The organism is Paraburkholderia elongata, assembly GCF_013177735.1.
GTDB lineage: Bacteria > Pseudomonadota > Gammaproteobacteria > Burkholderiales > Burkholderiaceae > Paraburkholderia > Paraburkholderia elongata.
The window spans coordinates 30409-46508 of sequence record NZ_WOEZ01000014.1 but is presented as its reverse complement, the minus strand read 5'-3'; the positions used below and the strand labels follow the sequence as shown (position 1 = coordinate 46508).

Below are 16100 nucleotides of genomic sequence, written 5' to 3'. Positions count from 1 at the left end.
GCGGCGCGCTTGAAGCGCGCCGCTTCGTTTTACGCGATGCTTTGCTGGTGATTTCGCGGTGGATCGGCAGCACGCCCGAGCCATCAGTTTCCGTTTCCTCGATGCCGGCGCCTGCCGGCATTTTCTTCGACAGGTCGCGACCATGGCTGTCAATTTCCCCTCGATCGATCCCGCTCAACTTCATCCTGTCGCCGGCGTCACGCTGGGCTGGGCGGAGGCGAATATCCGCAAGCCGAACCGCAAGGACGTGCTGGTCATTTCCGTCGGCGAAGGCGCGACGGTAGGCGGCGTGTTCACGCAGAACCGCTTTTGCGCCGCGCCCGTCACGGTTTGTCGTGAGAATCTGGAGCGCGTGCGTGCGGGCGGCAAGCCGATTCGCGCGCTCGTGATCAACACCGGCAATGCGAACGCGGGCACGGGCGAACCGGGCCTCGCGGATGCGCGTGCAACCTGCGCTGAACTGGCACGTCTCGTGGACATCGCGCCGGAACAAGTTCTGCCGTTTTCGACGGGCGTGATTCTGGAACCGCTGCCGGTCGATCGTCTGAAGGCAGGTCTGCCGGCCGCGCTGGCGAACCGCAAGGAAGCCAACTGGTACGACGCCGCCCAGGCGATCATGACCACGGACACGTTGCCGAAAGCCACCTCGCGCCAGGTCACGATCGACGGCCATACGGTCACGCTCACCGGCATCAGTAAGGGGGCCGGCATGATCAAGCCGAACATGGCGACCATGCTCGGTTTCCTCGCGTTCGACGCCGCCGTCGCGCAGCCGGTGCTCGACGCACTGGTCAAACACGTGGCGGACCGCTCGTTCAACTGCATCACGATCGACGGCGATACGTCGACCAACGATTCTTTCATCCTGATCGCCTCGGGCAAATCGAGCCTGCCGGCGATCACGTCCACCGACTCGTCCGCTTATGCAGCGTTGCGCGACGCGGTGACCGAAGTCGCCCAGACCCTCGCACAACTGATCGTGCGCGACGGCGAAGGCGCGACCAAATTCATGACCGTGCATGTCGAAGGCGGCTCGAGCGTCGGTGAATGCCGCCAGATCGCTTACGCGATCGGCCACTCGCCACTCGTCAAGACGGCCTTCTATGCATCGGATCCGAATCTCGGCCGCATTCTCGCGGCCATCGGCTATGCCGGCGTGGACGATCTCGACGTCGGCAAGATCGACCTGTATCTGGACGACGTGCTGGTCGCCACTGCCGGCGGCCGCAATCCGGCCTACCGTGAGGAAGACGGCCAGCGTGTCATGAAAAAGAGCGAGATCGGCATTCGCGTCGTACTCGGCCGGGGCAATGCGCAAGCCACGATCTGGACTTGCGATCTGTCGCACGACTACGTGAGCATCAACGCCGACTATCGTTCGTAACCAGGTTCATTACGCGGCGTTTTGGCCGCTTATTTCACAGCCATGGACAAACTCGAAAAGTTTCTGACCCGGGCAGAAGCCGTACTCGTCCGCCTCGAAGCGATGCTTCCGCCCGCCGAACCGGAGATCGACTGGTCGGCGGCGGTCGCCCTTCGCTGGCGCAAGCGTCAGGGGCGCGGCTATCTGCAGCCGGTTCCCGCCATTTCGTCGATCACGCTCGACGACCTGAAAAACATCGATCGCCAGAAAGGGGTGATCGAGCAGAACACGCGTCAGTTCGTGCACAAGCAGCCGGCCAATAACGTGCTGCTGACGGGCGCGCGTGGCACGGGCAAGTCGTCGCTGATCAAGGCGTGCCTGAACGCCTATGCGCAAGACGGTCTGCGCCTGATCGAGGTGGATAAAGACGATTTGCACGATCTCGGCGACATCGTCGATCTGATCGCGCAACGGCCGGAGCGCTTCGTGGTGTTCTGCGACGACCTGTCGTTCGAAGAAGGCGAGTCGGGCTACAAGGCGCTGAAGGTCGCGCTCGACGGCTCGATCGCTGCGCAGTCAGACAACGTGCTGATCTACGCAACGTCCAACCGCCGCCATCTGCTGCCCGAGTACATGAGCGACAACGAGACGTACAAGCACATGGCCGACGGCGAGATTCATCCGGGCGAACTGGTCGAAGAAAAGATCTCGCTGTCCGAGCGCTTCGGGCTGTGGGTGAGCTTCTACCCGTTCAAGCAGGACGACTACCTGTCGATCATCGGCCACTGGCTGCGCTATTTCGGCTGCGACGACGCGGAAGTCGAAGCGGCGCGCGGCGATGCGCTGGTGTGGGCGCTGGAGCGCGGGTCGCGCTCGGGGCGCGTCGCGTGGCAATTCGCTCGCGACTGGTCTGGCCGGAAGACCTCGGTATGAGCGACGCGCAAAAGAATGCGGCTGGCCGCCCGGTGACCGAGGTGGCCGTCGGCGTCCTGATTCAGCCGAGCGGACACTATCTGCTGGCGCAGCGCCCGGCCGGCAAGCCGTACGAGGGGTACTGGGAGTTTCCGGGCGGCAAGCTGGAGGCGGGCGAGTCGGTCGAGGTCGCACTAGCCCGTGAGTTGCACGAGGAACTGGGTATCGACGTCAAGGCGAGCCATCTTTGGCACACGCTCGAACACGACTACCCGCACGCCTACGTGCGGCTGTTTTTCTGCAAGGTGACGCAGTGGTCCGGCGAGCCGCATGGTCGCGAAGGCCAGGCATTTGTCTGGCAAACACTGCCGGCGGATGTCTCGCCGTTGTTGCCAGCGACGATTCCCGTGCTGGAATGGCTCGCGGCTGAGAAAAACTAGAAAAATGGTGCACGGTTGCCGGCGGCGCTGCGTGAGCAGCGTCATCCCGCGCGACTGCAGCACGCCGCTGCGTGTGTCTGCCGCCTGCCGTGCTCAATGCGGGTTGTAGTCCCCACCAGGCGATTCATCCGGCGGCGTTTCTTGATCCGTGCCGCCTATCTTGTACTTCTCAGCGGCCCAGGCGCCGAGGTCGATCTGCTTACAGCGATCGGAGCAGAACGGGCGGAAGCGGTTTTCAGGGGTCCAGCGGACATCCTTCCCGCAAGTGGGGCATTTGACGACGGTAGGCATACGGTCAGGCAGTCGATCGGAAACGGAACAAGTAATGAATATAGGGGCATTTTTCGCCGCTTTAAAGGCGCGGCCCCGCGCTTCAGTTCTACGAGTACGAGGCGGCCGCTACAGGCTGCACAGCGTGAGCTGGAACGGCACGTCAACATCCACCGCGCGCGGGCGTAGATCGCCGTCCTGCACCGTGAATCGCACCCAGAGCATGTACTTGTTAGCGCTGGCCTCTGGAATCACCCGCAATTCAGGTGCGACCCGTACTTGCATCAACTGGTATGAACGGCCTGACAGCATCTGCTGATAGCTGCCCTGCATCGCCATGACCTTGGACGCCTGACCCGATTCGCGCGCGAGACGCAGAACGATTGTCGCCGCATCGCGCAAAGGCAGCAGCGGCGTGACCCATTTGGCGATGTCCTGCCGACGCTGATCGGGATGGATCTGCTGCCACGCGTAGTACGAAGGCAAATCGAACTTGCAGGTGCCGCCCGGGATGATCGCGCGGCTACGGATGCTGGCGAGCCACTCGTTGTCTGCCAGATGCTGGCCGGTCTTGCCTTGCATCTGTGAAAGACCCGCCAAGGTCTGCTCGATTTCCCCTAGCACCGCCTCCAGCGCGTTCTGCTCGATGCCCGGATTGCCCCGGAACGGCGCCAGGGTTTGCCGCTGGCGCTCGAGCTCCTTCATCAGATCGGACTTCAGATCCGCGCGACCCGCAACCTCTGAGATTTCGAACAACGTTGTCAGTGCGACGTGATGTTCCCGGGCGTCTTCCTGAGTCAAAAAGAACGTGAAGCGCTCGAACAGATCTTCGAGGCGCAATAGCGTCCGGATTCGCTCGTTGAAGGGGTACTCGTAAAGGATCAAGCGGGCTCGCCTCGGGCGTGGTCGGTGACGGGAATGCAGAACATTCTAATGCCGCGAGACTACCCTAGCAATCACGCACTTTTTCAGCGCGCTTTCGCAACTTTTTTCACGTGTTTCGGGCGATTTTTCGAGTGCCTTGCGTGCGTGCCGCTGCACGGCTGAGCAAACCACGCGGCAAGGCACGGTCAGCGTATTTTCATGCGCCCGCTAGCGACAGATAGACGCGATGCTGCGCTTCGACTTGCGCCTTGAGCGCATCGAGCGGCGCGTTGTCGTTGTCGATGACGTCGTCGGCCGCGGCGAGGCGTGCTTCGCGCGTCGCCTGGCGGGCGATGATCGCCAGCACCTGTTCACGGCTGAACCCATTGCGACTCATCACGCGCGAGATTTGCGTCTCGACGCTGCAATCGACCGTCAGCACACGATTCACGCGTGTCTTCCAGCTACCCGACTCCACCAGCAGCGGTACCACGATGATCACGTACGGCCCTTGCGCCTCACGCTGTTCGCGTTCGGTCTCCGCACGAATCAACGGATGCGTGATGCCTTCGAGGCGTTTGCGCGCGCCGTCCTCGCTGAACACCAACGTGCGCATGAGGGCGCGATCGAGCGAGCCGTCTGCCGCAACGAACGCATCGCCGAACTCCGCGGCGATCTGCGGCATCGCAATGCCGTGCGGCGCCGTGATGCGGTGCGCGATCAGGTCCGTGTCGACAAGCGGCACGCCGAGCGCGGCGAACAGGTCGGCCACGGTCGATTTGCCGCTACCGATGCCACCGGTCAATCCCACAGCAAACATGCTTTAGCCTCCCAACGCCAGATAAAGCGGTGTGCCGAGAAATAGCGTAACAGCACCGCCCGCCGCGAGAAATGGCCCGAACGGCAGCGGCTCTGAGAAGCGCATGCGGCCGCGCCACGTCGCCGCGAGACCGACCACCGCGCCAGCGACCGCCGCGATCAGCACGATCTGCGGTAGTGCCGCCCAGCCGAGCCATGCGCCGAGCGCAGCCAGCAGTTTGAAATCACCATAACCCATACCCTCGACGCCGCGCACCAGCCGGAACAGCCAATGTACGGCCCACAGCACCAGATAGCCGAAGATCGCGCCCAGCACGGCATCGTGGAGGCTCGTGAACATGCCGTTGAAGTTGACGATCAGGCCGGCCCACAGGAGCGGTAGTGTCATCGAGTCCGGCAGTAGATGCGTGTCGATGTCGATCGAGCTCATCGCGAGCAGCGCGGCGCATAGTCCAAAGGCTGCGAGTGCCATGCCGGTCGGCCCGTACAGCGCGAGTGCCCCGGTCGCGCAGCCGGCGCTGGCGATTTCGAGCAGCGGGTAGCGCACGCTTATGCGTGTCTTGCATGCGGAACAGCGTCCGCGCAACAGCAGGTAGCTCACCACCGGCAGGTTCTCCCACGCGCTGAGCACATGGCCGCAGTGAGGGCACGCGCTGCGCGGCACCCACAGGTTGTAGCGGACGGGCAGCCCGTCGTTTTCGAGCGGTTGTTCGGTGGCCTCGCTCACCTCTTCGCGCCACGCACGCTCAAGCATGATCGGCACCCGATGCACGACCACGTTCAGGAAGCTGCCGATCACCAGACCGAATACGATCGCGAAAGCGATCTGCAGGCCGCTAGGCAAGCCGCCGAACGCGGAGCCGAGACCGGTTGCGAAGTGGCCGGGCAGCAGGCCCGAAAGCAGGCTGGAAGAGGTATCTGACACGAGCGGAATGGTGGCCTGCATATAAAAAGGGTGGGATTCGGCTGCGATGCTACACCACGTTGCCGAGTTGAATAATGGGAAGATACATCGCGATCACCAGGCCGCCGACCAGCGTACCCAGTACTATGATCACAAGCGGCTCGCACAGGCTCGAGAGCGTGCCGATCTTTTCGTCTACCTGACGATCGGCAAGCGAGGCCACATCGATCAGCATCGTGTCGAGCGCTCCGGACTCCTCGGCAACCGCAACGGGCTGCACGACCTCCGTTGGAAAGCAGTGCACCGCGCGCATGGCTGCGGCGAGCCGTTCGCCGCGCCGCAGCCGGGCGGCAATCTCCACAGTGGCACGATCGAAGAAAGCGTTGCCGGTGGCGTGAGTCAGCGAATCGAACGCGTCCGCGAGCGGGGTGCCGGCCGACAGCAAGGTGCCGAGCGCGCGGCTCCAGCGCGCCGCGCACAAGGTGCGCAGCAACGGACCGGCGACCGGCATTGTCAGCGATATGCGCGCAAAACGGATGCGCGCTGCTTCGGAACGTCGTAGCAGAAATGTCACAGCCGAGCCCGCTGCGAAGGCCATGACGACCAGAGGAATGCTCCATTGCGCGGCACCTGCGGACAATGCCAGCACGAACTGCGTCGGTGCGGGCAGCTTCGCCCCGAAGCCGTCGAAGATCTGCTTGAAGGTCGGCACGACCCATATCAGCAACGCTGCGGTAATCGCAATCGCAAGCAACAGGATCGCGACCGGATAGGTTAGCGCCGCGCGCACCTTGGCACGCTGCGCGGCCGCGCGTTCGCGGTCGTCGGCGATCCGGGCGAGGACGGCCGGTAGCGCGCCGGCTGCTTCGCCGACTTCGACGAGCTGGCAGTACAGAGCATTGAACTGAGCAGGATGCCGGTGCAACGCCGCGGAGAAGCGCAGGCCAGCGGTGATGTCGCGCGCCAGCCCGCCGACGATCCGCGGCATGCCTTGCCGGCGCGAACTCTGCACTTGTGCCAGCAGTTCCAGCGAGGGCGCGAGCGGCAAACCGGCGCGCAACAGACTGGCGAGCTGGCGCGTGAACACAGTGACGTCGGTGCTGCGGGTTTGAGGACGCGGCGCCGGCCCGCGTGCCGCGAGTTCGACGATGAACAGCTTTTCGCGCTTGAGTATGGCTCGCGCAGTGTTTACATCTGGTGCAATTAGGGCACCGGTCTTTTGCACGCCGTCGGTATCGACGCCGCGCCATCTGAAGCGCATCTCGGCCGCTGGCGGTAGTTGAGTCGTCGTAGTGCTCATGCGACCTCGGTGGCGGCCAGCGCTTCAGCAAGGCTCGTCGTGCCGTCGCGCACACGCGCCAAGGCTGCGTCGCGCAAAGTGGCGACCTGTTCAGTTTGCGCGAGCCGGACCAGCTCATGGGTGCCTGCTCGTGCCACGATCAACTCTCGCATCGCATCGGAGACCGGCATCACCTGGTGAACGCCGACGCGACCCCGGTAGCCGATGCCGTGGCAAGCTGCGCATCCGGCGGCGCCAAATGGATGCCAGCCGTCGAGGTGAGCGTCGGCGAAGCCCGCTGCTCGCAGCGCCGCCGCCGATTGCGGCGCGGGCGCGCGGCACGCCACGCAGAGCCGTCGCACCAGCCGTTGTGCCGTCACCATCCTTAGCGCGGCGGCCAGGTTGTATGGTTCGACGCCGATGTCGATCAGACGCGCGACGGCAGCAGGCGCGTCGTTCGTATGCAAGGTCGACAGGACGAGGTGGCCGGTCTGCGCGGCCTTCACGGCAACATCGGCGGTTTCGTCGTCGCGGATTTCGCCAACCATGATCACATCGGGGTCCTGACGGAGAAATGCCCGCAGCGCCACCGCGAATGTCAGGCCGGCCTTTTCGCGCACGCTCACCTGATTGATACCCGCCAATTGAATTTCCGCCGGATCCTCCACCGAGCACAGATTGCGCGCCTCGTCGTTGAGCATGTGCAGGAAGCAGTACAGCGACAGCGTCTTGCCGCTACCGGTGGGCCCGGTGACCAGCACGAGGCCGTGCGGCGCGCGAATCGTGGCATCGACTGCTTCGCGTTGTTGTGGATCGAGGCCGAGCGAGTCGAGCGAAAGATCGGTGGGCAACGCGTCGAGCCTGCGCAACACCAGCTTTTCGCCGAACAGCGTAGGCAGCGAGTTGACGCGATAGTCTTCGACGCGGCCGGGCGACGTGGCAATACGCAGCCGGCCGTCCTGCGGCACGCGCCGTTCGGCGATATCCATGCGCGCCAGCACCTTCACACGCGTGATGAACGCGTCGCGCAGATGCGCGGGAGGCTGAGGGATTTCATGCAGTACGCCGTCAATGCGCAAACGCACGCGCCAGCCATGCTCCGCCGGTTCGATGTGCAGGTCCGACGCATTGCGGCGGGTTGCCTCCTGCAATGTATCGGTCAGCAGGCGTACGGCAGGCGCGTTGTCGGAATCGGTGAGACTCGAGTTGAGGTTGGCACTGACACTGGCATCGGCCGCAAACGCTTTGTGCCTGGGTTTGGCTGGGCTTTCGCTACCGACGGCGACAGGCCGCAGCGACGCCGCGCGTTGAAAAGAATCTTGCATGAGAGACCGGTGATGGGCCGCCTGTAGAACACGAAGACTCCATCATCCGGTAAGGCTACTAACACCACCATTCACCCAATCGGCTAATGGCGCGTACTGCGCCCATGTGCGATGCTGCGGCGTGCAGGGCTTAGCCGCGCGCGGCCTTGACGGCTTTCGCGCCTGCGCGAGTGGGTGGTTTGAACAGCTTGACAGTGCGAATCGCCTGGTCGTCGCTGCGCATCACTTCGAGTTTCACCTCGCCGATCTGCACGCACACGTCGCCATCGGGAATCTCTTCGAGTATCTCGAGAATCAGTCCGTTGAGCGTTTTCGGTCCGTCGGTCGGCAGCGTGAGATGCAGCCAGCGGTTCAGTTCGCGCAGCGGCATGCTGCCTGCAACGATACATTCGCCGTTCTCGTTCCAGCCGCCGCGCGAATTGGCGCCACGCGGAATCGAGGTGGTGAATTCGCCGATCAGCTCTTCGATGATGTCTTCCGGCGTGACCAACCCTTGCAACTCGCCGTATTCGTTGACGACTAGCGCTGTGCGGTGACGGCTCTCCTGGAAGTACTGCAGCTGCTGGAACACCGGCGTACCGGTCGGCACGAAATACGGCTCGGCCAGCAACTCGCGCAGCGTCTCGCGCTCCAGTTCCTGGTTGTGCAGGGCAGCCAGTGTCTTGCGCACGTGCAGCACGCCGAGCACGCGGTCGATGTCGCCTTGATAGACGATCAGCTTGTTGTGATAACAGGTTTCCAGCTGATGCAGGATTTGCTCGAACGGCGCGTCGAAGTCGAGCGCTTCGATGCGGCGGCGCGGGATCATCACGTCGTCGACGGAAATGTTCTCGAGGTCGAACAGATTCAACAGAATGCTGCGGTGCTTGGTCGGCATGAAGCTGCCTGATTCGAGCACGATGGTGCGCAGCTCCTCGGTGGAAAGCCGCTGATCGTGCGCGCCTTTGGTATTGATATGCAGCACACGCAAGATCGTGTTCGCGAACAGATTGACGAACCAGACGAGCGGCTTGCCGATTCGCATCATCGGTGCGATCAGCAGGCTGGCCGGCAGCGCGATCTTCTCCGGGAACGTCGCACCGACAATCTTCGGCGTGATTTCCGCGAACACGATGATCAGGAACGCGACGATTCCGGTCGCGATCGAAAGCACGACGTTATTGTGGCCGAACGTATGCAGCGCGATCGAGGTGGTGAGCACCGGAATGATCGTGTTGAAGAGATTGTTGCCGATCAGGACCACGCTCAACAGCTGGTCGGTGTGCGCCAGAAGCCCCTGCGTGGTCTTCGCGCCGAGCGCATTCTTGTTGGCAAGGTGTTTCAGGCGATGGCGGTTGATCGCCATCATCGCCGTTTCGGAAATCGAAAAGAAGCTGGAACAGATAAGCAGCAGAAAGACGGCGCCGATCTGCGCCCACAAGGGAAGTTGTTCCACGCGTAGTGAAGGATAGGGGACGGGATTGAGAGAATATAGCAGAGGGGGCTGCGCGAACCGGGTGTGCGGATGGTCCAGGAGGCTTAAGACAAATCGCGCGCAACGGCAAGGCACGGGGCAGGTGCAAAAAATCGTGGCCCAAAACAAAAAACCGCCAAGCAAGCTGGGCGGTTTTTCGAGCCTTGAACTAACAAGGCAAATCTGGTCGGGGTGAGAGGATTCGAACCTCCGGCCTCTACGTCCCGAACGTAGCGCTCTACCAGGCTAAGCTACACCCCGATCTGTACTGCTGGACTCTTACGGTGTTTCAGTCTCGTTCAAGACTGTCTTGCCGTCGAGTAAGAACATAATTCTAGCAGGCTATCTTTGAAAATGGAATCGGGAAATGAAGAAATTGCTGCAGCTGCGGCCAGCGCTTCCTGCTTTGCGCACTCAAGCGTGTGATCCAGCGCGCCGGAACGCGTGATCGCTTCAAAAATGGTGTCGAAACGGTCCGTGCCGCCTTGCTCGATGGCTTCCCGCGCGAGCGCCGACTGCTCAGGCGTACCACGTTCGATCAGGTAAATCAGCGGGAGCGTGGGTTTGCCTTCGCGCAGATCGTCGCCCGCGTTCTTGCCCATCGATTCAGCCGTGCCCGTGTAGTCGAGCCAGTCGTCCATGATCTGGAACGCGGTGCCGATGCGGCGGCCGAATTCCGCTGCCGCGGCTTCGATTTTTGCATCCGAACCGGCCAGCACTGCGCCGAGTTGGGCGGCGGCTTCGAACAGCTTGGCGGTTTTGTAGCGGATCACCTGCATGTAGCGCGTTTCGTCCACGTCGGCGTCGTGCATGTTCAGCAACTGCAGCACTTCGCCCTCGGAGATGATGTTGGTCGCCTCCGACAGGATTTCCATCACGCGCATCTTGCCCACGCCGACCATCATCTGGAACGAGCGCGAGTACAGGAAGTCGCCGACCAGGACGCTCGCAGCGTTGCCGAACAGCGCGTTGGCGGTCTGGCGGCCGCGCCGCAGATCGGATTCGTCGACCACGTCGTCGTGCAGCAGGGTGGCCGTGTGGATGAATTCCACCACCGCGGCCAGTTCGTGCCGATGCCCGGTGGTCTCGCCCAGCGCGCCTGCCACCAGCAGCAGCAGCGCGGGCCGCAGCCGTTTGCCCCCGGCGCTGATGATGTACTCGGAGATCTGATTGATCAGCATCACGTCGGAAGCCAGACGGTGCCGTATGACGCGATTGACCTGCTGCATGTCTTCGGCGATCGGAGCGAGCAGGCTGGCGGCGTTGGAGGAGGGGGTGGCAGTCGACGACATGATGGCTGAATTGGGTAGTGCCGCGAATTATAAGGCGAATCGCGACAGTTCCGGGTCGCAGGCTGCGGCACGGCGCGACGAAGGCAGCGGCAGGGCCGCGAACCGGGGCTGGACGGCAAGGCGCCGGGCGGTGCGCGCGACGACTCTCAATGAGTTTTGACCGAGCAGCTAACTCTATGTATAATCACGGGTTTCCGCGCGCGGTGCGTGGGAAAAATGAACACAGAGTGAGGTTCTCAATGTACGCGGTCATAAAAACCGGTGGCAAGCAGTATAAAGTTGCCGTCGGCGAAAAACTTAAAGTAGAACAGATACCGGCAGACATTGACGCTGAAATCACGCTCGACCAGGTTCTCGCAGTGGGCGAAGGCGAATCGATTAAGTTCGGTACGCCGCTGGTCAGTGGGGCTTCCGTCAAGGCTACCGTCGTGTCGCAAGGTCGTCACGCAAAAGTGACCATCTTCAAGATGCGTCGCCGGAAGCACTACCAGAAGCATGGCGGCCACCGCCAGAACTATACCGAACTGCGCATCGACGCGATCAACGCGTAAGCGCAACGGTTAAGGAGCAAATCAAATGGCACACAAAAAGGCAGGCGGATCGTCCCGGAACGGCCGCGACTCTGAATCGAAGCGTCTCGGCGTGAAGGTTTACGGCGGTCAGGCCATCAACGCTGGCGGCATCATCGTTCGCCAACGTGGTACGCGCATGCACCCGGGCGAAAACGTCGGTATCGGCAAGGATCACACCTTGTTCGCGCTGACGGACGGCCACGTCAATTTCTCGACGAAGGGCGCAGCGAAGAAGCACATGGTCAACGTCGTCCCGGCAGCAGTCTGAGTTTAATCAGGCACGGGCTTCAGGACCGGAAAAAGGCCCCGCGAAGTTCGCGGGGCTTTTTTTATTGCAGCGCTCTTTGTCCGAAGAATTGGCGGATTGAATGGCCATGTCGGCGCGCTTAGCCGATCGGCTGATTGCTCACCGCACGGCGGGCGCGGCAAAATAGCATCATCTGAAAGCATCAACCCAGCAGCACCATCTAGCAGCACACCACGGGACGGAGTTACGCATGAAGTTCATTGACGAAGCGAGGATTGAAGTCATCGCCGGCGACGGGGGGGATGGCAGCGCGTCGATGCGCCGCGAGAAATTCGTTCCGTTCGGCGGCCCGGATGGCGGCGACGGCGGGCGGGGCGGCAGCGTGATCGCGGTCGCAGACCGCAACATCAACACGCTGATCGACTACCGCTACGCGAAAAAACATTTGGCGCGCAACGGCGAAAACGGCCGCGGCGCGGACTGCTACGGCAAAGGCGGCGACGACATCACGTTGCGCATGCCGGTCGGCACGACCATTACCGATATGGAAACCGGCGAGCTGATCGCCGACTTGACCGAGCACAACCAGAGCGTGCAGATCGCGCAAGGCGGCGCGGGCGGTCTCGGTAACCTGCATTTCAAATCCAGTACGAACCGCGCGCCGCGTCAGAAAACCGACGGCAAGCCCGGCGAGCGCCGTATGGTGCGCCTCGAATTGAAGGTGTTGGCCGACGTCGGTCTGCTCGGCATGCCGAACGCCGGCAAGTCGACCTTCATCTCGTCGGTGTCGAACGCAAGGCCGAAGATCGCGGATTATCCGTTCACGACGCTCGCGCCGAATCTCGGCGTGGTGCGTGTCGGGCCGAGCCGCAGCTTTGTGATCGCCGACATTCCAGGTTTGATCGAAGGCGCGGCGGAAGGCGCCGGTCTCGGCCATCAGTTCCTGCGTCACCTGCAGCGTACCGGCCTGCTGCTGCATATCGTCGACCTCGCACCGTTCGACGAGGCGGTCGATCCGGTCGCGGAAGCCAAGGCGATCGTCAACGAGCTGCGCAAGTACGACGAGCTACTCTACGAGAAGTCGCGCTGGCTGGTGCTCAACAAACTCGACATGGTGCCCGAAGACGAGCGCGAAGCGCGCGTGTCGGCATTCCTCGAAGGCTTCGGCTGGGATGGCCCGGTGTTCGAAATCTCGGCGCTGACCGGCCAGGGTTGCGAGAGTCTTTGCTACGCGGTGTATGACCACATTGCCGCGCATTCGGACGCGCAGCGCGCGGCCGAAGCCGAAGATCTCGCTGCTGATGTGCGTTTCCGCGAGAAACCGGAAGCACCCGCCGCTGCTCCGGACGACTCCAGCGTCGACCCGCAGTAATAACAAGCCTGAGCGCCGGCGCCTGCAAGGGCCGCCGGCATGCATCACGCGTCATCTTGGGAGACCGCGCACAATGCGTTCCGTCATCGCAGATTCACGGCGATTGGTAGTGAAAGTCGGCTCGAGCCTCGTCACCAATGACGGGCGCGGCCTCGATCATGCTGCGATCGGCCGCTGGGCTGCGCAGATTGCCGCACTGCGCGCGCAAGGCAAGGAAGTGGTGCTGGTCAGTTCGGGCGCCATTGCCGAAGGGATGCAGCGGCTCGGCTGGACCAAGCGGCCACGCGAAATCGACGAATTGCAGGCGGCCGCGGCTGTCGGCCAAATGGGCCTCGCGCAAGTCTACGAAAGCCGCTTTGCCGAGCATTCGATCCAGACCGCGCAGATTCTGCTGACCCACGCCGATCTGGCCGACCGCGAACGCTATCTAAACGCTCGTTCCACGTTGCTGACGCTGCTGCGTCTGGGCGTTGTGCCGATCATCAACGAGAACGACACGGTCGTCACCGACGAAATCAAGTTCGGCGACAACGACACGCTGGGAGCGCTGGTCGCGAATCTGATCGAAGGCGATGCACTCATTATCCTCACCGATCAGCAGGGGCTTTTTACCGCCGACCCGCGCAAGGATCCGAGCGCGACACTCGTTCAGCAGGCCGATGCCGGCGCGCCGGAACTCGAAGCGATGGCGGGCGGCGCGGGTTCGAGCCTGGGCCGCGGCGGCATGCTGACCAAGATTCTTGCCGCCAAACGCGCGGCGCACAGTGGCGCCAATACGGTGATCGCGAGCGGGCGTGAAGCGGACGTGTTGTCACGACTGGCCTCGGGCGAGGCGATCGGCACGCAGTTGATCGCGCGCACTGCGCGCATGGCGGCGCGCAAGCAATGGATGGCCGATCATCTGCAGGTGCGCGGCCACGTGGTGATCGACGACGGCGCGGTCGAAAAGTTGACCGAAGGCGGCAAGAGCTTGCTGCCGATCGGCATCGTCGGTGTGCAGGGCGCGTTTGCGCGCGGCGAAGTGATCGCGTGCCTGACCGCGGCAGGGCGTGAAGTAGCGCGCGGCCTGACGAACTACAGTAGCGCGGAAACCAAGTTGATCCAGCGGCGTCCGAGCGGCGAGATTGAATCGGTGCTCGGCTACATGCTGGAGCCTGAGGTGATCCACCGCGACAATCTTGTGCTGGTCTGACTCCCGAGCAAGGCCCGCACGATAAACAAAAAAGCCGTTCCAGCGTGAGTTGGAACGGCTTTTTCACATCCGCGGCGGCTTCCAGATTCGAACTACGCTCGCGAAAACGGCCTTAGTGAATCAGCGAGGTCTGCGTGCGCTTGTAGCGGATGTTTTCGACAATCTGCTTCGCGCTGCCCGTGGGCATCTTGTTCGCACACAGATAGTCCTGATACAGCGTTGCCTGATAGGCGTTCAGCGCGCCATTCTCGATGCGCCTGAAGTCGTTGGCGACGGTTTGGTCCCAGCCGTCGTGATCGGCGTTCAGCCCCGCGTACTGGCGCCATTCATACGTGTCGCAGCGAATCCCTTCGTAGTTCACGTTGCGCGCGCCGCTTGGGCTCGTTACGACGACGGTGTAGCGCACCACGCCGTCGGTGCCGACGCTAAGCGAAGTTCTATCGATCGCGAACTGCAACGGCGTGTTGCCGGAGACCTCGAAAGGCAGCAGATTCGAGTCTTGCGGCAGCGGCGGCAACGTGTCCACCTTGTTTTCAACCCAGTTGCTCGGCCGGTCCAGCAGGTAGGCAAACGCGCTGTCGTCTTTATTGGTGGGTTGTTTGCCGGCGCTCGAACATCCAGCCAGCAGGGCGCCGGTGGCGACGCACGCCACGACGAGAGCAAGTGCTTTCAATATGGTTTCCTCGAAAGACTGGCGCGGCTCAATGAGCCGCGCCAGCGGAGGCGGCGTGGACGGCCGCACAGAGTTGTTAATTGCGTGCGCCGGGGCGGAACAGCGAACCGGCGGCAGTTTCGCGCTCCGATTCGTCTTCGTGTTCCGACGCGGAGCCAACCTCGGCTTCCGACCCGGAGCCCGGACCGCAATCAGACACGATCGTCGTGTGAATCGACGTTTCGATGCTGAGTGTGGTCACCGAAGTGGTGACCGACATCATCGTCGAATCCGGCGGACTTTCCATCGACGACGCTATCCGGGGATAACGCAGCCCATGGTGCCCGCCAGGTTTTTCCGCACGCGGCGCAGCCCGGCGCATGAAACGGGATAGCTCCGTCAGCGCCAACTGATACACATCCCGCTTGAACTCGATCACACAGTCGAGTGGCACCCAGTACTCGTTCCAGCGCCACGCATCAAACTCAGGGTGGTCAGTGGCGCGCAAGCAAATGTCGCAATCACGTCCAACCATCCGGAGCAAAAACCAGATTTGTTTCTGGCCGCGGTAATGACCGCGTACTTCGCGCTTGATGAACTTGTCAGGCACCTCGTAACGCAACCAGTCGCGCGTGCGACCGATCACCTTGACGTGCTCAGGAAGCAGCCCGGTTTCTTCGTGTAACTCCCGATACATCGCTTGCACGGGGGTCTCTCCGTACTTGATGCCCCCTTGCGGAAACTGCCAGGAATGTTCACGGAGCCGTTTGCCCCAAAACACCTCGTTGTGCGCGTTCAAGAGGATGATGCCGACGTTCGGGCGAAAGCCTTCACGATCCAGCATACAACCACCTTCGAATCCTTTAAAATTGCTTTGATTATAAACAGATAACGGACCCGACGCACCGATTCGCACCAGATTGGAACGATTCGCCGCAAAAGGCCCGCGTTTGCGGTAGCCTGTCAGTCTTTCCGTGCCTTATCCCTTGCTGCAAAGGCTTTGCGCGGCGGCTTCAGCGCCGCGATCGGGCCGGTTTTGCCGGGGTTTTGCCTGGTATGTGCAGGTTGTTTGCCGGGGCTGAGCCAGTCTTTGGCCAGCCTTTGGCCGGGTGTTCGGCGAGTCCGTGCCGGCTCCACGCCGGGT

At 62.4% G+C, this 16100-nt stretch carries 17 protein-coding genes and 1 tRNA gene; 7 read left to right on the top strand and 11 right to left on the bottom strand.

The features are described from left to right. Positions 1-142 precede the first annotated feature (142 nt). Genes argJ through GNZ13_RS02585 form a run of 3 tightly spaced genes read left to right on the top strand, consistent with a single transcriptional unit; the run spans position 143 to position 2715 of the window. Positions 143-1384 carry a bifunctional glutamate N-acetyltransferase/amino-acid acetyltransferase ArgJ gene (gene argJ, locus GNZ13_RS02595; RefSeq protein WP_172160220.1) on the top strand — a complete coding sequence of 414 codons (1242 nt, stop codon included), beginning with the start codon at positions 143-145 and terminating at the stop codon, positions 1382-1384. A 42-nt stretch (positions 1385-1426) separates the two neighbouring features. Continuing rightward, on the top strand, positions 1427-2296 hold the full coding sequence (locus tag GNZ13_RS02590) for an ATP-binding protein (RefSeq protein WP_172160218.1): 870 nt from the start codon (positions 1427-1429) through the stop codon (positions 2294-2296). Beyond that, positions 2293-2715 carry an NUDIX domain-containing protein gene (locus tag GNZ13_RS02585; RefSeq protein WP_172160216.1) on the top strand — a complete coding sequence of 141 codons (423 nt, stop codon included), beginning with the start codon at positions 2293-2295 and terminating at the stop codon, positions 2713-2715. Before GNZ13_RS02590 ends, GNZ13_RS02585 begins: the two co-directional genes overlap by 4 nt. A gap of 93 nt (positions 2716-2808) precedes the next feature. Here the strand turns inward: GNZ13_RS02585 and GNZ13_RS02580 are convergent, their stop codons facing one another. From GNZ13_RS02580 to GNZ13_RS02540, 9 genes are all read right to left on the bottom strand, one after another. Beyond that, a complete protein-coding gene (locus tag GNZ13_RS02580; protein WP_172160214.1) occupies positions 2809-3006 on the bottom strand; it encodes a DNA gyrase inhibitor YacG in 198 nt (65 codons plus the stop codon). Between the two features lie 108 nt (positions 3007-3114). Next, the gene (zapD, locus tag GNZ13_RS02575; protein ID WP_091798841.1) at positions 3115-3870 is read right to left on the bottom strand and encodes a cell division protein ZapD; all 756 of its coding nucleotides are present in this window, start codon (positions 3868-3870) and stop codon (positions 3115-3117) included. Positions 3871-4066: 196 nt separating this feature from the next. Further along, the gene (gene coaE, locus GNZ13_RS02570; RefSeq protein WP_172160212.1) at positions 4067-4669 is read right to left on the bottom strand and encodes a dephospho-CoA kinase; all 603 of its coding nucleotides are present in this window, start codon (positions 4667-4669) and stop codon (positions 4067-4069) included. Between the two features lie 3 nt (positions 4670-4672). Beyond that, entirely contained in the window at positions 4673-5614 is a 942-nt protein-coding gene (locus GNZ13_RS02565) for a prepilin peptidase (RefSeq protein WP_172160209.1), read from the bottom strand. A gap of 28 nt (positions 5615-5642) precedes the next feature. After that, positions 5643-6872 (bottom strand): type II secretion system F family protein, encoded by a 1230-nt coding sequence (locus GNZ13_RS02560; RefSeq protein ID WP_172160207.1) that lies wholly within the window; start codon positions 6870-6872, stop codon positions 5643-5645. Next, positions 6869-8176, bottom strand: a complete 1308-nt coding sequence (locus GNZ13_RS02555) for a GspE/PulE family protein (RefSeq protein WP_172160205.1) — start codon at positions 8174-8176, stop codon at positions 6869-6871. Before GNZ13_RS02555 ends, GNZ13_RS02560 begins: the two co-directional genes overlap by 4 nt. A gap of 130 nt (positions 8177-8306) precedes the next feature. Further along, positions 8307-9611, bottom strand: coding sequence for an HlyC/CorC family transporter (locus tag GNZ13_RS02550; protein WP_172160203.1), 1305 nt, complete (start codon positions 9609-9611; stop codon positions 8307-8309). A 202-nt stretch (positions 9612-9813) separates the two neighbouring features. Continuing rightward, positions 9814-9890 (bottom strand) — tRNA-Pro (locus tag GNZ13_RS02545). A 38-nt stretch (positions 9891-9928) separates the two neighbouring features. Beyond that, positions 9929-10921, bottom strand: a complete 993-nt coding sequence (locus tag GNZ13_RS02540) for a polyprenyl synthetase family protein (protein ID WP_169489174.1) — start codon at positions 10919-10921, stop codon at positions 9929-9931. A gap of 239 nt (positions 10922-11160) precedes the next feature. Between GNZ13_RS02540 and rplU the strand changes: the two genes are divergently transcribed. From rplU to proB, 4 genes are all read left to right on the top strand, one after another. After that, entirely contained in the window at positions 11161-11472 is a 312-nt protein-coding gene (gene rplU, locus GNZ13_RS02535) for a 50S ribosomal protein L21 (RefSeq protein WP_007180329.1), read from the top strand. A 25-nt stretch (positions 11473-11497) separates the two neighbouring features. Further along, positions 11498-11761 carry a 50S ribosomal protein L27 gene (gene rpmA, locus GNZ13_RS02530; protein WP_007180330.1) on the top strand — a complete coding sequence of 88 codons (264 nt, stop codon included), beginning with the start codon at positions 11498-11500 and terminating at the stop codon, positions 11759-11761. A gap of 229 nt (positions 11762-11990) precedes the next feature. Beyond that, positions 11991-13112 carry an Obg family GTPase CgtA gene (cgtA, locus tag GNZ13_RS02525; RefSeq protein ID WP_172160201.1) on the top strand — a complete coding sequence of 374 codons (1122 nt, stop codon included), beginning with the start codon at positions 11991-11993 and terminating at the stop codon, positions 13110-13112. Positions 13113-13185: 73 nt separating this feature from the next. Continuing rightward, complete coding sequence (gene proB, locus GNZ13_RS02520) at positions 13186-14304, top strand: glutamate 5-kinase (protein WP_172160199.1); 1119 nt, start codon at positions 13186-13188, stop codon at positions 14302-14304. Positions 14305-14416: 112 nt separating this feature from the next. Here the strand turns inward: proB and GNZ13_RS02515 are convergent, their stop codons facing one another. Next, the gene (locus tag GNZ13_RS02515) at positions 14417-14977 is read right to left on the bottom strand and encodes a CNP1-like family protein (protein ID WP_172160197.1); all 561 of its coding nucleotides are present in this window, start codon (positions 14975-14977) and stop codon (positions 14417-14419) included. Positions 14978-15053: 76 nt separating this feature from the next. Then, on the bottom strand, positions 15054-15800 hold the full coding sequence (locus GNZ13_RS02510) for an RNA pyrophosphohydrolase (RefSeq protein WP_172160264.1): 747 nt from the start codon (positions 15798-15800) through the stop codon (positions 15054-15056). Positions 15801-16100 lie beyond the last annotated feature (300 nt).

Excerpts from the sequence above, each read along its gene's own strand:
- argJ (WP_172160220.1), top strand. The coding sequence starts at position 143 with ATGGCTGTCAATTTCCCCTCGATCGATCCCGCTCAACTTCATCCTGTC.
- GNZ13_RS02590 (WP_172160218.1), top strand. The coding sequence starts at position 1,427 with ATGGACAAACTCGAAAAGTTTCTGACCCGGGCAGAAGCCGTACTCGTC.
- GNZ13_RS02585 (WP_172160216.1), top strand. The coding sequence starts at position 2,293 with ATGAGCGACGCGCAAAAGAATGCGGCTGGCCGCCCGGTGACCGAGGTG.
- GNZ13_RS02580 (WP_172160214.1), bottom strand. The coding sequence starts at position 3,006 with ATGCCTACCGTCGTCAAATGCCCCACTTGCGGGAAGGATGTCCGCTGG.
- coaE (WP_172160212.1), bottom strand. The coding sequence starts at position 4,669 with ATGTTTGCTGTGGGATTGACCGGTGGCATCGGTAGCGGCAAATCGACC.
- GNZ13_RS02565 (WP_172160209.1), bottom strand. The coding sequence starts at position 5,614 with ATGCAGGCCACCATTCCGCTCGTGTCAGATACCTCTTCCAGCCTGCTT.
- GNZ13_RS02560 (WP_172160207.1), bottom strand. The coding sequence starts at position 6,872 with ATGAGCACTACGACGACTCAACTACCGCCAGCGGCCGAGATGCGCTTC.
- GNZ13_RS02555 (WP_172160205.1), bottom strand. The coding sequence starts at position 8,176 with ATGCAAGATTCTTTTCAACGCGCGGCGTCGCTGCGGCCTGTCGCCGTC.
- GNZ13_RS02540 (WP_169489174.1), bottom strand. The coding sequence starts at position 10,921 with ATGTCGTCGACTGCCACCCCCTCCTCCAACGCCGCCAGCCTGCTCGCT.
- rplU (WP_007180329.1), top strand. The coding sequence starts at position 11,161 with ATGTACGCGGTCATAAAAACCGGTGGCAAGCAGTATAAAGTTGCCGTC.
- rpmA (WP_007180330.1), top strand. The coding sequence starts at position 11,498 with ATGGCACACAAAAAGGCAGGCGGATCGTCCCGGAACGGCCGCGACTCT.
- cgtA (WP_172160201.1), top strand. The coding sequence starts at position 11,991 with ATGAAGTTCATTGACGAAGCGAGGATTGAAGTCATCGCCGGCGACGGG.
- proB (WP_172160199.1), top strand. The coding sequence starts at position 13,186 with ATGCGTTCCGTCATCGCAGATTCACGGCGATTGGTAGTGAAAGTCGGC.
- GNZ13_RS02510 (WP_172160264.1), bottom strand. The coding sequence starts at position 15,800 with ATGCTGGATCGTGAAGGCTTTCGCCCGAACGTCGGCATCATCCTCTTG.